A 13,919-nucleotide genomic window follows, 5' to 3' on the forward strand; every position below is an offset into this window, starting at 1 on the left:
ATTTTTGAAAGCTTGCATGAATTCGAAATCAACCACTCCTGATTCGCATGAGGCGTTGCTGGATGAAGCGTTTCGCCATAACGCACAGACGCGCACCGAAACCTCGGGAACAGACCTATCGACGCCAACACAGGGCGCACTCGACCTAGAGGAACGAAACTCGTTTCGTCGCGTAAACACCACGACAGAGCTGCGCAACGAAGACCGGGAAGACATCTACGAAGTCGAGTACCGTAAACTGCGGCTCGAGCGCGTCATCCTTGTTGGAGCATGGACTGAAGGTTCCACTGCCGAAATGGAAGCAAACATGCGGGAATTGGCAGCACTGACCGAAACCGCAGGCGCTGAAGTTATTGACATGCTCTATCAAAAACGAGATAAGCCGGATCCAGGGACATACATTGGTTCCGGAAAGGTGAAAGAGCTGCGCGAGATTGTCGACGCCAGTGGAGTGGACACCGTCGTATTCGACGGTGAGCTATCCCCTGGTCAAATGGTGGCGCTAGAGGAAGCCCTCAACTCTAAAGTGATCGACCGAACGATGCTCATTCTGGATATCTTTGCTCAACACGCAAAGAGCAAGGAGGGCAAAGCACAAGTTAGCCTCGCGCAGATGGAGTATCTCTACACCCGTACCCGTGGTTGGGGCGGCAACCTTTCGCGCCAGGCCGGTGGTCGTGCGGGTTCGAATGGCGGCGTTGGTTTGCGCGGTCCTGGTGAAACCAGAATTGAGGCAGACCGGCGAAGGTTGCGCTCAGAGATGGCAAAGCTGCGTCATCAATTAGCAGACATGGAGACTGTTCGTCAGATTAAGCGCGCGAAGAGGCAGAGCTCGACGACACCCAAGATTGCGATTGCCGGATACACGAACGCAGGGAAGTCCTCACTCATTAACGCAATGACGGACGCCGGCGTGCTTGTGGAAGACGCATTGTTTGCAACGCTTGACCCATCCACGAGACGCGCAACGCTGGCTGATGGGCGAAACGTCGTTTTGACGGACACAGTTGGTTTCGTTCGGCACCTGCCGACCCAGTTGGTCGAGGCGTTTAAGTCGACGCTGGAGGAAGTGAGCAATGCAGACCTTTTGCTACACGTCGTTGATGGAGCAGACGAGTTCCCACTCAAGCAGATTGCTGCCGTGAGCGAGGTGCTGGCAGAGATCACGCGAGATAAAGATTCCGAATTGCCTCCGGAGATTGTGGTCGTCAACAAGATTGACTCCGCTGACCCTGTGGTTTTGGCAGAGTTACGCCACGTGTTTGACGCGACCGGTCGGGAAGCGGTGTTTGTCTCAGCGCTCACGGGTGAGGGTATTGCTGAACTCGAGGGAAAAATCGAGATGTTCCTGAACACGCTCGATGAGCATGTAGTCATGCTGATCCCCTACACCCGAGGAGATGTTGTCTCACTCGTCCATGAACACGGGACGATTCGCTCCGAAGAATATGAAACCGACGGCACCAGGATCGATGTCCGCTTGCCACGAGTTCTGGCGCGCCAGTATGACGAGTTTGTCCAGCAGGTCTACTAGAGACTGCTGGAGTGGTGAATTAACGCCAGTAGGCGTCGATCTCCTTGTAGAACTCCACATCGCCGAGGCCGGATGCTGCGGCTTCGTCGAGTAATATGCACACATCGTTGTGCATTTGCAGCGATGAGGCAGGGCAGAAAGAGCTCAAGGGCCCTTCGATCATTGCTTGGACAGCCTCGGCCTTCGCTGCACCGGTAGCGATGAGGAGGATCTTCTTCGCTTCCAGGATGGTGCCGATGCCCTGCGTCATTGCCTGGCGAGGCACCTCATCTTTTGAATCGAAGAAGCGTGCGTTGTCAGCAATGGTCCGCGGGCGTAGATCAATCAGTCGGGTCCGGGAACTCAGCGAGCTGGTCGGCTCGTTGAAAGCGATATGGCCGTTCGCGCCGATGCCGAGCAGCTGAATGTCGACACCACCGGCGTCTTTCATCATGGACTCATACGTCGCAGCCTCCTGCTCCGGATCGGCCGCTGAGCTGCTAAGCGAGTGCACGGCCGCGTCATCGATATCGATTGATGCCGTCAGCTCGCGTCGGATTGTGGACCAGTATGACTGCTCGTGGTGTTGATCGATTCCGTAGTATTCGTCGAGCAAGAATGCGTCACAGTCGGCGAAGCTGAGGCCTTCCTCGCGGTGCTTTCGGATTAGTGCCTGATACGTTGGACTCGGTGTCGAGCCAGTAGCAAGACCAAGCGTTGCACCTTGCTTGACGAATGGTTCAATCATGTTTGCAGCGAAATCGCCAATTTCGTCTGCCGTGCGGCGAATGAAAATCTCCATGCGTATTACGCTACTTTGCCCAATTCGCTTTCGGCAATTATCTAGCGACATAATATGAGCCTGTGAGTAAAACTATTGGATGGACCTTGCATGGCGACGGGCGCCGCGTTCTGCCCGGCGCGGTGGTCGCCCCTGATGAACGCCTTTCTTGGCCTCGAACAATTGGCATCGGCATGCAGCATGTCGTAGCAATGTTCGGAGCCACACTTCTCGTTCCAACGTTGACGGGATTCCCTGTAAACACAACGCTGCTGTTTTCAGGACTGGGAACCATCATCTTTTTGCTGATTACCCGTAATAAACTGCCTAGCTACCTTGGCTCGTCATTCGCTTTCATCGCGCCGCTGTCTGCGTCGTCCCAGTACGGAATCGGCTCTCAGTTGGGCGGGGTACTCATCACGGGTCTGACGTTGATTGCAGTTGGCTTTGTTGTTCAACTTGCAGGCAAGAAAGTTATCGACGCCGTCATGCCTCCCACGGTCACTGGTGCCATCGTCGCGTTGATCGGTTTCAATCTTGCGCCGACTGCCGTTTCTAATGTGGAAACTCAGCCCGGGGTCGCGTTTGTCACGCTCGGCACGATTGCTCTGCTGACTGTCGCTGCGAGGGGAATGCTGTCTCGTCTGAGCATTCTGATCGGCGTCATCGTCGGCTGGGTGTTTGCGGCGCTCACTGGCGGGTTATCGGATGATGCACTGGACACAATTGGCGCTAGTCCTTGGATCGGCTTGCCGCAGTTCCATACGCCAGAGTTCCACCTCTCAGCGATTTTGGTGACGCTTCCTGTCATCGTCGTGCTGATCGCGGAGAATATTGGTCATGTCAAGGCAGTTTCTGAGATGACGCAACGCGACCTGGACCCATACCAAGGCAGGGCGTTGATCGGTGACGGTATCGCGACGACATTGGCTGGTGGCTTTGGCGGCTCTGGTACAACGACTTATGCGGAGAACATTGGCGTGATGGCTGCTACCAAGGTTTACTCGACGGCTGCGTATTGGGTCGCATCGTGTTTCGCGATCGTTTTGGCGTTCATCCCGAAGTTCGGCGCAGTCATCTTCACAATCCCAGCCGGTGTGCTGGGCGGAGCGTGCCTGGTTCTTTACGGCCTGATTGGAATGCTTGGTGTACGTATTTGGCAGGATAACAAGGTAGATTTCACGAACCCGGTGAACCTAACAGTTGCGGCTGTGGCACTCATTGTTGGTATCGGCAACCTGTCGTTCACTGTCGGTCAGGTGACGCTTGAGGGCATTGCCCTGGGGTCGGTCGGCATCATCGTGTTCTATCCTCTGTTGAAGTGGATTTACAACACAGTGGGTGAGGGGCAGTTCAACGCTGCATCTCGAAAATAGCTCGAACAAGCAAAAGCCCGAGCGCTCAGATGTAGCGCCCGGGCTTTTGTTGTGGGATTTACTCTTCGTCGAGGTTCTTCTCGATCAATGCGGCAATCTTTTCAACTGCCTCACTGTTGTCAGAGGTAACGGTGACCTCATCACCGAACTCGGCGCCCATTGCCATGATCATCAACGAGGAAGCAGCATCCGTCTCTTCCTCGTCCTCGTCACCGACAAGGGTCAGGATGACCTCGTCATCGTATTCACCGGCGGCGTCAGAAATAATGGTTGCTGGACGTGCGTGCAGTCCAACGGTGGATCCGACTTTAACTGTCTTTGAAGCCATGTGCTTCATCCTTTCTGCTTTGAAAGTATCTATCGAGTTTCTGTATTCAGTTTAGGGGCCTGTGTCCTTAGTTCGCCACCGCTGCAGGTTCTGCTTGGGCAGCGACCTTCTGGATCTCCTCGTTTGGCCAGAACTGCTTAGCGACGATGACCGCTACAGTTGCGACCGCCACGCCTGCAATGAGCGCGACGAACAGTCCCCACCAAGGCTCGTAGGCAAAGAGCACGAAGAGACCACCGTGTGGAGCCTGCACACCAACATTGAGTGCCATGCTGACCGCGCCAGCAGTGGCGCCACCGAGCATCATCGAAGGGATAACGCGGAACGGGTCAGCTGCAGCAAACGGGATTGCGCCCTCGCTGACAAACGACAGTCCGAGGAGCCATGCGGATTTGCCGTTCTCTTGCTCCGCCGGGGTAAACAATCCTTTGCGGAGGAACGTCGCGATTGACAGTGCGATCGGGGGAACCATGCCAGCAATCATTACAGCCGCCATAATTTGGAAGCTTGCCTCCGTTCCCGCAGACAGACCAGCGGTTCCGAAGAGGTACGCAGCCTTGTTGACTGGGCCACCTAGGTCAAAGCACATCATGAGCCCGATGATGACGCCGAGCAGGACCGCAGAGGATCCGCTCATCGACTCAAGCCAGCCCTGCAGTCCCAGCATGAGAGACTCAAGCGGACGCCCCAACAGTAAGAACATGATGAGGCCGATAGCAAGGGAAGTCAGCAGCGGGATGATGACCACTGGCATCAGGGACCCGAGCCAGCGCGGAACCTTCCATGTCTGGATCCAGTATGCGATCAAACCAGCCAGCAGACCTGTGACAAGGCCGCCGATAAAACCTGCGCCAACCATGACGGAGATAGCACCGCCGATAAATCCTGGCGCGATACCTGGACGTCCTGCAAGGCCATACCCGATGTAGCCGGAGAGCGCCGCAACAACGAAGCCCATGCCCATCTGGCCTGTCGCGAACATGACAGCACCGAGATACAGAAGCCAGCCGGAACGGCGGAACGTCATCATTTCACCGTCGACATCGATTGTATGTCCAGGCAGGTGGGTCGGGGAGAAGTTCGTGACGAGGGACTGCCAGCCATTCGCCATGTCGTATCCGCCGAAGAGGAAACCAAGCGCGAGGAGCAGGCCGCCTGCTGCAACGAAAGGCACCATGTACGACACACCGGTCATTACAGCTTGCTGGATCTTCTTTGGCCAGCTTTCACCAGAGGAAGTGGAGTCTTCTCGCTGCTCCGATCCCGCCGTGGTGACTCTTGGTGCATTCGGATCGTTTGCAGCGGCAATGGCCTCGTCGATCATCTTGTTTGGCTCGTTGATGCCACGCTTTACTGGACTATCAACGACCGGCTTGCCTGCAAAACGTGCTTTGTTACGCACAGCAACATCATGGGCGAAGATTACGGCGTCAGCACTGTCGATGTAGGCCTGATCCAGAGGATCGCCGCCGGAAGAACCTTGCGGCTCCACCTGAAACTCGACATCATCGCGAGCCTGCGCAGCTTGTGTCAGAGCGTCGGCTGCCATGTATGTGTGGGCAATGCCGGTCGCGCACGATGTAACAGCTGCAATCCTAAACTTTTTCACGCCATCGGTCTTGCCCGTCGCAGCGGGAGTAGGTGCTGCGGCAGTTTTCTTCTTAGGAGCAGCGTTGACGACGTCCAGCACCGCGTTGACGACCGTTTGCTCATCCTTTGCCTCGCGGAGCTGAGTTACGAAGTCGCCGCGTACCAAGGCACGTGCGAGCTTGGAAAGGATCTTCAAATGCGCCTTACCGCCGCCTTCAGGAGCAGCGATCAAAAATACAAGCTCTGCGTCTCCATCTGGCCCCGAGAAGTCAACGGGCCGCTGTAACCTGGCAAAAACCAACGTTGGGGTTTCGACTGCTTCGGTGCGGCAGTGGGGGATTGCAACACGGCCATTCACACCGGTGCCAGCTTTCTGCTCACGGGCGTAAGCTGCGTCGGCTAGCTTCAAGCTGTCGCTTGCTCGGCCTGCGTCCTGGGCTTGCTGCGCGAGGTGTTCGATGACCTCTCTTGGCGTCGACCCGTAGTCCACATCGAGACTAACGAGTTGTGGAGTGATGATGTTGTCACTCATGGTGGACTCCTGTTCTCTTAAATTATGAATCGATTTCTACGACTTGGGTTTGTTCCAAGTTGATGTCGTCAGGGCTTGGAATCCCGGTACCTGGTAGGCCTGCTGCAGCAGAGCCATAGGCGACCGCGGTTTGGAGGCACTGGTCCAACGGCAGGCGTTGAGTGCGAGCCATAACATATCCAGCAAGTGAGCTGTCGCCTGCTCCAACGGTAGATTTCACAACAGTCGGTGGGGGCGTTGCTGCCCAGGCAGAGTCTGCGGTGACCAGGCAAGCACCTGCGCCACCGAGGGTGACGAGAATTTCTTTAGCCCCTCGCTGAATCAAGCGTTTCGCTGCCTGAACAACCTCGGAGTAGTCTCCGGCTGAAGCGCTAGTCTCTAGTACATGCCCATCGGCTCCCACCAATTGCGCTAATTCAAAAGCGTTGGGTTTCAGGATATCGGGGGCTGCAGATTCAAGCTGATCTCCCAGCTTTACCAGGGGTTCGTCTGATGTGTCGACGGCCACCAGTACGTCTTCGGCGAGCCTCAATCGGATTTCTCGGGTCAACGTTGCGTAGAGATCCGCCGGGGCTCCACTTGGCAGCGACCCTGCCATGACGACGGCCTTACATTCGCTGCTATGCGAATCAAGCGCGTCGAGGAACCCCTGCTGGACATCAATGGTGTATTGAGGGCCAGGCTCATTGATTTTGGTAGTCGTACCGTCGGATTCAGTAATCGCAGTATTGGTACGGATATTGCCCTCAACCGGGATGAAAACAAAAGGAAAACCGAGTCGGTTAGCAGCGAACTTGAAAGGGTCGCTTTCCCCGCAGGGAACTACAGCGAGTGCCGCTCTTCCAGCCTTCGCTACGGCGTGGGCCACGTTGACGCCTTTTCCGCCAGCTTCTCGCGTAGCGGTAATGGCACGGGCGACTTCGCCGCGACGCAACGTTGCTACAGAAAGCGTTGCATCTGTACTTGGATTCGGAGTGAACGTCAGAATCATGTGGCGCATCCTTAGAGTAATTGGTGCTCTGTGGGGTAGCGCCTACCGAAAGTCTGTTGTGCAGCTGCAGTATCGAAAAGCGCTACTAAAGCCATAATGCCCGATTATGTCCGTTAATGCAATAGAACGGGCACAATCGGGCATTTGATTCCTTTTGTTTCACTCTTCGGCAAGGACGACCTTGATTCCACGCTCCCGCAATTCGCTGACAAAGCTCTCTGGTGCGTCTGTGTCGGTAACAACGACGTCAATTGCGTCTAGCGGCGCAAAGCTAACTAGATAATCATTGCCGAGCTTCGTGGAGTCGCAGAGCACAACTACCTTGCGTGCATTGGTGACCATTGAAGATTTGACCGCAGCCTCTTGGGCGTCGGCGGTAGAGAGGCCGTGGTCAATAGTCAAGGCATTCGTGCCAATAAAAGCAACATCTGCACGCATAAGCGCGAGAGTGCGTAATGCCGTATCGCCTACAACAGCTTGGGTGATTGCACGGACTGTCCCCCCGAGGAGCTGAACGTCTGTAAGCCCGCAGGATGATAGGTCTAGCGCGATCGGGAGGGAGTTCGTAACTATAGACCAATGTTGTGTTTTTCCTGCTGCGGCAATAAGATCGGCCAGTCCATTGATGGTGGTGCCGGCGTCGAGAAAGATGCCAGCGCCAGGATCCTCTGGGAGAAACTGTGTCGCAGCGCGCGCGATCGCCGATTTGGCGGTCGGTGCCGACCGGAACCGGGCATCAAGAGAAAACTCTGTGGTGAGAAATGATTGGCTAGCGACGGCTCCGCCGTGAACGCGGTGGACAATTCCTTCATTATGGAGAATTGCCAAGTCCCGCCTGATGGTCTCGGCTGTTACATCAAACCGTTCGGCCAGCTCCGTAACATTCACGCGTCCTTCGACTGCGGTAAGTGACGCGATCTGCCTTCTTCTCTCTTCGGCGTACATACAACTCCTCCGTGGGGCAACCACGAATCAGCAGGGTTCAAAAATTAGGTTGCCCCTATTGTTGCAAAACCGTGCGCCCGAATGCTTTTACATGTGTTTGATAGCCCCCGGTTGGGGGCGAAATGGCGAAAAATGGCTACAGGGTCCGGAAAACAGAGACCACTTTGCCCATAATCTCGGCGTCGTTGCCTTGTATCGGAGAAAAGGCATCGTTATGAGGAATGAGCCATACTCCGGAAGAGTCCTTATGAAACTCCTTGACAGTTGCCTCCCCGTCAATTAGCGCTGCTACGAACTCGCCCTCTTCGGCAACATGTTGTGAGCGGATGACTACCCAGTCACCATTGAGAATGCCTGCATCGCGCATTGATTCTCCAACCACCTGAAGCATGAAGAGGTCGCCGCTATCGAGTAGTTCTTCCGGCAGGGGGTAGTAGTGTTCAATGTTTTCCTCTGCCAGGATCGGAGTTCCAGCGGCGATTTGGCCGAGGACAGGGATCATCCGTGCTGGAGAAGTTCCATCAATGTCCGCATCGTCTTTCGGTGTAACCGAACCTCCCATAGATTCTGGCAGGTGGCGGAGGTCTACGGCTCGTGGCTTGTTTGGGTCACGGCGAAGGAACCCTTTCTTTTCGAGCTCCTTCAGCTGGTAGGCGACAGAAGAAGTTGATTGGAGTCCTGCGGCGTCGCCGATCTCTCGAATGCTTGGTGGATAGCCACGTAATACGACGGCGTCGCGAATGACTTGAAGGATTCGCTTTTGTCTGTCTGAAAGTACGCTCATATCGAACTTTTCACTGGTTGTGTTCTTGCGTGCCATGGGTCCTCACATTGAGTCTCGATAGTGTCTTCTGTACAGAATATATCAAAGAGGGCAAATATGTTCGATAGTTGGGGGGGTTGTGGGGATCTGATATGAGATGGTATAAATCGAACATAGAAGTTAAATCGAACAAATACGCTAAAAATGTTTCGCGTGAGATGAGAAACCTTCGAATTCGCGAAATGAAGTAAGGGGCATTTTATGAGCATCATTGACCAGGCGAAAATAATTTCTACTCGTGCTGATATGGCGGGAGCTCCACTTGCACCACGGTCTTCAATGCCAGCTGAAGTGTGGGATTTTGTACCCATGCGGGGTGATCGAGGGGGTGAGCCGTCACGCCACGAGCAGGTTATCAACCAGAACTTTCGTTGCCGCTGGGCGGCTGCAGATGCTCCCGAGCCAACCGTTTATTCTTCCGCCGAGCCTCAAGAGCAGCGAGCAAACGTTCTAATGGGAGCCCTTCTTGGGGTAACTATGTTCGTCGCTGTACTTATCTCGGGCGATTTCGGTAATAGCGAGTGGGACTCGGTGTCGCGGGACGATTCGAACGTTGCTCATAGCTATGAAGTCGCTTCTGCAGCGCAACGTTAACCCGCTAATGTAGGGGGTGATAACTGTTCTCCGAGAAAGTGGGGTGTAGATGTACTGTCCGTTTTGTCATCACGAACAATCGCGAGTTACAGATTCTCGTGTTGTAGACGGGGGCTCTGCTATCCGGCGGCGGCGAGAGTGCACATCGTGCGGGGGCCGATTCACAACGATCGAGAAGGCCGTGCTGACCGTTGTGAAGCGCAATGGAGTAACTGAACCGTTCGACAAGGAAAAGTTGATCGTTGGTGTTCGGCGTGCTTGTCAAGGCAGGAACGTTAGCGACGACGCATTGAAGCGGCTAGCGCAGCAAGTAGAGGAGACGGTTCGGGCCCAAGGAAGTTCTCAAGTTGCGGCAAATGACATTGGACTGGCGGTATTGGAACCGCTTCGCACACTGGACGAAGTTGCGTACCTGCGATTTGCCTCGGTGTACAAGTCTTTTGAAAGCGCCGAAGATTTTCAGTCGGAAATCCGCTTGATGAAACGACGCGAGCGAGAGGGACTGGAATAAAGTCCGAGGCTCACTAGCGAAGTTTATCGACCATTTTTTCAATACGACGCACGCTCACAGGCTTTTGGGTGCCAAGGTGTTGTGCAAACAAACTCACTCGCAGCTCCTGAATTCGCCACATCACGTCCTTGTATGCGCGTGTCTTCCTGCGTTGGGCAGGGAGCTGTTCCAATCGTCGCTCTAGGTAAGCCTTAGCATTTGCTACTTCAGCCTGCCGCTCTTCGTCACGTTCCGGTTCCGCTTCTAGATGCTCAAGCCGTATCTGGATTGCCTCTATGTAACGGGGGAGGTGCTGTAGGTGTTGCATGCCATGAACCGTGATAGCGTTCGCGGGCAGCATGAATGCTAGTTGCTCCCGAATATCGTCAATCGCAGGACCAGACCAATTCTTGAGCTCTTGCATCAAATCTGAGTATGCAGCGAGACCTGGCGCGATCGATACAATTGATCGTCGGACAGTTCCCGGAATAGTCGGTTTAATTTTCGCACATAGTGCGTCGAAATCAGCAGGTGACCTCACAGGGCCGCCGGCTTGAATCATCGCGTCGCGGATTGCTGCAACGCGAGCGTCTTCGACAAGGCCGGAAGCCCCGCCATGTGGATACCTATCAACAGCGACACGTTGCTGTAGTGGCAGTCCCTTCGTCATCTGAGTATCGGAAACCTCGATTGCCCGCAGCAGCAACGTGAGCGTTGCCGTCATCATTGATGCATCAGCACTCGCCCGGGTTGGATGCACAGCAACGCGAACGCCTTTGGGAGTCACCTCGAGCGCAGGATAGGCCTCGACTTTGTTGCCATCAATGGTTGTGGTCGTACTTTCGGGAATATCGCCGAGTGTGTCTTCGGTCCATACAGGAACTTCGGCAGTTTCAGAGTGGCGGCTTGCTTTCGCGACTGAAGAACGAATCTGTGTGGCCCGACGCTTCTTCAAAGCAAGGAGACTCTTGTCTGAGTCGACAATCTTCCCACGTTTATCAATGACTGCAAACGTTATGAGCAAGTGCGGTGGCAGCAGGTGCGTGCGGAAATCATGCCCGCTAATGCCGCTGGCACCCAATTCAGTGAGGGCCTGAGCCAGTGCTTCGGTAACCGACGTGCGTGGATCGAACGTCATACGCTCAAGTGCACGGTCAGCGAAGTCTGGAGCGGGGACGACGCCCTTGCGTAGTGGTTTCGGCAGTGAACGAATGAGTTCAGTCAGCAACTCTTTACGTAGCCCAGGTACAAGCCAGTCAAATCCGACTGATTCAACGCTGGCCAGTAGAGGCAGGGGAATTGCGATGGTAACGCCGTCGTAGGCGGTTCCAGGCTCGAATTTGTACGACACATCGAACCGCATCGACCCTTGTGACCATGACATTGGAAAGTCTTCTGCAGAGATAGTCTGGGCAGAATCGTCAACGAGTTTACTTGGATCAAAGTGAAGATATCCGGGATCGAGCTGCTGTTGCTTCTTCCACCAACTGTCAAAATTGTTCGCTGTTGTGACTGAATCCGGCAGTTTCACGTCGTAGAAATCGAATAGAGTGTCTTCGTCAACGACGATGCCCCTACGCCGTAGCTTTTCTTCAACTTCTGCGGCTTCGCTTAGCAACAAGCTGTTGTGTTCGAGAAACTTATGAGTCCTCGTCCAATCGCCGTCAATGAGTGCGTGACGAATAAACATCTCGCGCGCAGCCGTAGGATCAACGCGGTGGTAGGGGATAAGTCGGTCTCGCACGATAGGGATGCCGTACAATAACGATTTTTGATGGACCATTGCGCATGCGCGTTTCCGTGACCAGAACGGTTCTGAATAGACATGTTTCAGGAGTGATCCTGCCGCGTGCTCGATCCATGAGGATTCTACTTTTGCCACGTCTCTGGCCCAAAGCCGCGAGGTTTCTACAAGCTCGCTTGCCATCAAAAACTCTGGTGGGGTCTTGGCCAGCGATGACCCTGGGAAAATCAGGAAACGGGTACCACGAGCACCTTGGTATTCCTTGCTGTTTCCGTCGCGAGCACCGATATTCGAAAGTAAGCCAGTGAGCAATGCTCGATGAATCGAGTCAGCGTCACGTTTCGTTGTCATTGTCATTGCTTTGTCGACGTCCCAGCCCAGTCGACGTTCGACGTCGCGGAGCTGACGAACGAGGTCGTGCCATTCACGAATTCGCATATAGTGCAAATACTCACGCTTCATGCGCTTTCTGAACTGATTGCCTGAAAGCTCTTCACGGAGACCTCCGACGTAATCCCAGAGCTTGAGCGCTGAAAGAAAGTCGGATGTCTTGTCTTTGAAGCGTGCATGGGCTTGGTCTGCTTGTGCCTGAAATTCCAGGGGGCGTTCGCGCACGTCTTGAATCGACATATGGGCGACAACTGCGGTGACATCCTCCAACACCCGGTAGCGTTCGGCCTCGACGAGCATGCGAGCCATCTTGGGGTCGACTGGGATTTTCGCAAGCGTATGGCCAGTTTTCGTGAGTTTTGGAAGTTCACCCTTTGGTATTGCTTTGATTGCACCGAGCTCGTACAAGAGCGTAAGGCCATCGCGAATAGCTTTGTCGTCTGGGGATTCCACGAATGGAAAGTGCCGCATGTCGCCGAGATTGAGAGAAATCATTTGCAGGATCACACTTGCCAAGTTGGTCCGCAATATTTCAGGGTCAGTAAATTCCGGGCGTGAATTAAAGTTCTCTTCCGAGTACAAGCGGATAGCGATACCGTCAGCAACACGTCCACAACGGCCCGAGCGCTGGTTTGCTGAGGCTTGGGATATTTCCTCAATCGGAAGACGCTGTACTTTAGTCCGCGTTGAATACCGTGAAATGCGAGCGAGGCCAGTGTCCACAACGTAGTGAATTCCCGGCACTGTGAGCGAAGTTTCGGCGATGTTCGTAGAGAGGACGATCCTACGCCCGCTATGTGGGGAGAAGACGCGGTGCTGTTCTGCGTTCGAAAGGCGTCCGAAAAGTGGCGCGACTTCAACATTCTTCCAATGCTGCTTTTCAATTGCTTCCATGCAGTCACGGATGTCACGTTCTGAGGCGAAAAAGCAGAGGATGTCACCGTCGCCTTCTGCCATCAACTCCTTGATGGCGTTGATAACACCGTCAATCATGTCAATATCAATTTCACGATCGCCGGCATTTTCGACGAGCGGACGGTAGCGCACCTCAACCGGGTAGGTACGACCTGAAACCTCAATAATCGGGGCGGGGTTGCCTTCTTCGTCACAGAAGTGCTGCGCGAAGCGTTCGACGTCAATGGTGGCGGATGTGATGATGACCTTCAGGTCGGGGCGTTTGGGGAGAAGCTCCTTGACGTATCCAAGCAAAAAGTCGATGTTCAGGGAACGCTCGTGCGCCTCATCGATAATGATGGTGTCGTACGCGTTGAGGAACCGATCACGCTGAATCTCCGTAAGGAGAATTCCGTCTGTCATGAGCTTCACTGAGGTAGTGGTGCTGACCTTGTCGTCGAAGCGAATGGCGTAGCCGACCGATTCTCCAATGCTCTGACCTAATTCGTCTGCTATGCGTTCAGCGACAGTTCTAGCAGCGAGACGGCGCGGCTGAGTATGCGCTATACGTCCTCGTCGACCGCGGCCGAGCTCGAGCAGCATCTTAGGAATCTGGGTGGTCTTGCCGGATCCAGTTTCACCAGCAATAACAGTCACTTGGTGGTTCGCGACAGCTTCTAAGATGTCATTCTTGCGTTGAGAAACCGGGAGTGCATCTGGGTACTCGATGTTCGGAATGAGTTCATCCCGCGCCCGAACTACGTGCAAGCTTCGGGCAATTGCCTCTTCAACTTTGTTAAGTTCCTTGCCGTTCTTGGCCTGTCGAATGCGACGGCGAAGACGTCGGACGTCGCGTAGTTCCACGTTGTCTAGTTGGCGGAAGAGTTCTTTCTTAGGTGTTTGTTCCTGGTCCTTCATAACTAGCGTC

11 protein-coding genes are annotated in these 13,919 nt (G+C 54.5%); 4 read left to right on the forward strand and 7 right to left on the reverse strand.

From position 1 onward, the window contains the following. Nucleotides 1–16: 16 nt before the first annotated feature. Nucleotides 17–1,534 carry a GTPase HflX gene (gene hflX / locus QP752_RS04270; protein WP_070362333.1) on the forward strand — a complete coding sequence of 506 codons (1,518 nt, stop codon included), beginning with the start codon at nucleotides 17–19 and terminating at the stop codon, nucleotides 1,532–1,534. A gap of 19 nt (nucleotides 1,535–1,553) precedes the next feature. On the opposite strand, the gene nagB is transcribed toward hflX, so the two are convergent. Then, on the reverse strand, nucleotides 1,554–2,315 hold the full coding sequence (gene nagB, locus QP752_RS04275; protein WP_070478929.1) for a glucosamine-6-phosphate deaminase: 762 nt from the start codon (nucleotides 2,313–2,315) through the stop codon (nucleotides 1,554–1,556). Nucleotides 2,316–2,377: 62 nt separating this feature from the next. Between nagB and QP752_RS04280 the strand changes: the two genes are divergently transcribed. Then, on the forward strand, nucleotides 2,378–3,670 hold the full coding sequence (locus QP752_RS04280) for a uracil-xanthine permease family protein (protein ID WP_070362335.1): 1,293 nt from the start codon (nucleotides 2,378–2,380) through the stop codon (nucleotides 3,668–3,670). 58 nt (nucleotides 3,671–3,728) lie between these two features. Here QP752_RS04280 and QP752_RS04285 read toward each other — a convergent pair whose 3' ends face one another. From QP752_RS04285 to lexA, 5 genes are all read right to left on the reverse strand, one after another. After that, nucleotides 3,729–3,998, reverse strand: a complete 270-nt coding sequence (locus QP752_RS04285; RefSeq protein WP_070363496.1) for an HPr family phosphocarrier protein — start codon at nucleotides 3,996–3,998, stop codon at nucleotides 3,729–3,731. A 67-nt stretch (nucleotides 3,999–4,065) separates the two neighbouring features. Beyond that, on the reverse strand, nucleotides 4,066–6,120 hold the full coding sequence (locus tag QP752_RS04290) for a fructose-specific PTS transporter subunit EIIC (RefSeq protein WP_284804599.1): 2,055 nt from the start codon (nucleotides 6,118–6,120) through the stop codon (nucleotides 4,066–4,068). Between the two features lie 22 nt (nucleotides 6,121–6,142). Further along, complete coding sequence (locus QP752_RS04295; RefSeq protein ID WP_070362337.1) at nucleotides 6,143–7,111, reverse strand: 1-phosphofructokinase family hexose kinase; 969 nt, start codon at nucleotides 7,109–7,111, stop codon at nucleotides 6,143–6,145. Between the two features lie 159 nt (nucleotides 7,112–7,270). Further along, a complete protein-coding gene (locus QP752_RS04300) occupies nucleotides 7,271–8,056 on the reverse strand; it encodes a DeoR/GlpR family DNA-binding transcription regulator (protein ID WP_070478936.1) in 786 nt (261 codons plus the stop codon). Nucleotides 8,057–8,192: 136 nt separating this feature from the next. Next, nucleotides 8,193–8,876 (reverse strand): transcriptional repressor LexA, encoded by a 684-nt coding sequence (gene lexA / locus QP752_RS04305; RefSeq protein WP_070976759.1) that lies wholly within the window; start codon nucleotides 8,874–8,876, stop codon nucleotides 8,193–8,195. A gap of 204 nt (nucleotides 8,877–9,080) precedes the next feature. Between lexA and QP752_RS04310 the strand changes: the two genes are divergently transcribed. Continuing rightward, nucleotides 9,081–9,473, forward strand: a complete 393-nt coding sequence (locus QP752_RS04310; protein ID WP_143000867.1) for a hypothetical protein — start codon at nucleotides 9,081–9,083, stop codon at nucleotides 9,471–9,473. 49 nt (nucleotides 9,474–9,522) lie between these two features. Then, nucleotides 9,523–9,984, forward strand: a complete 462-nt coding sequence (nrdR, locus tag QP752_RS04315; protein WP_070362341.1) for a transcriptional regulator NrdR — start codon at nucleotides 9,523–9,525, stop codon at nucleotides 9,982–9,984. A 13-nt stretch (nucleotides 9,985–9,997) separates the two neighbouring features. On the opposite strand, the gene hrpA is transcribed toward nrdR, so the two are convergent. Next, complete coding sequence (gene hrpA, locus QP752_RS04320) at nucleotides 9,998–13,909, reverse strand: ATP-dependent RNA helicase HrpA (RefSeq protein ID WP_284804603.1); 3,912 nt, start codon at nucleotides 13,907–13,909, stop codon at nucleotides 9,998–10,000. Nucleotides 13,910–13,919 lie beyond the last annotated feature (10 nt).

This window comes from Corynebacterium sp. UMB10321, assembly GCF_030228725.1.
GTDB classification, from domain to species: Bacteria; Actinomycetota; Actinomycetes; order Mycobacteriales; family Mycobacteriaceae; genus Corynebacterium; species Corynebacterium pseudogenitalium.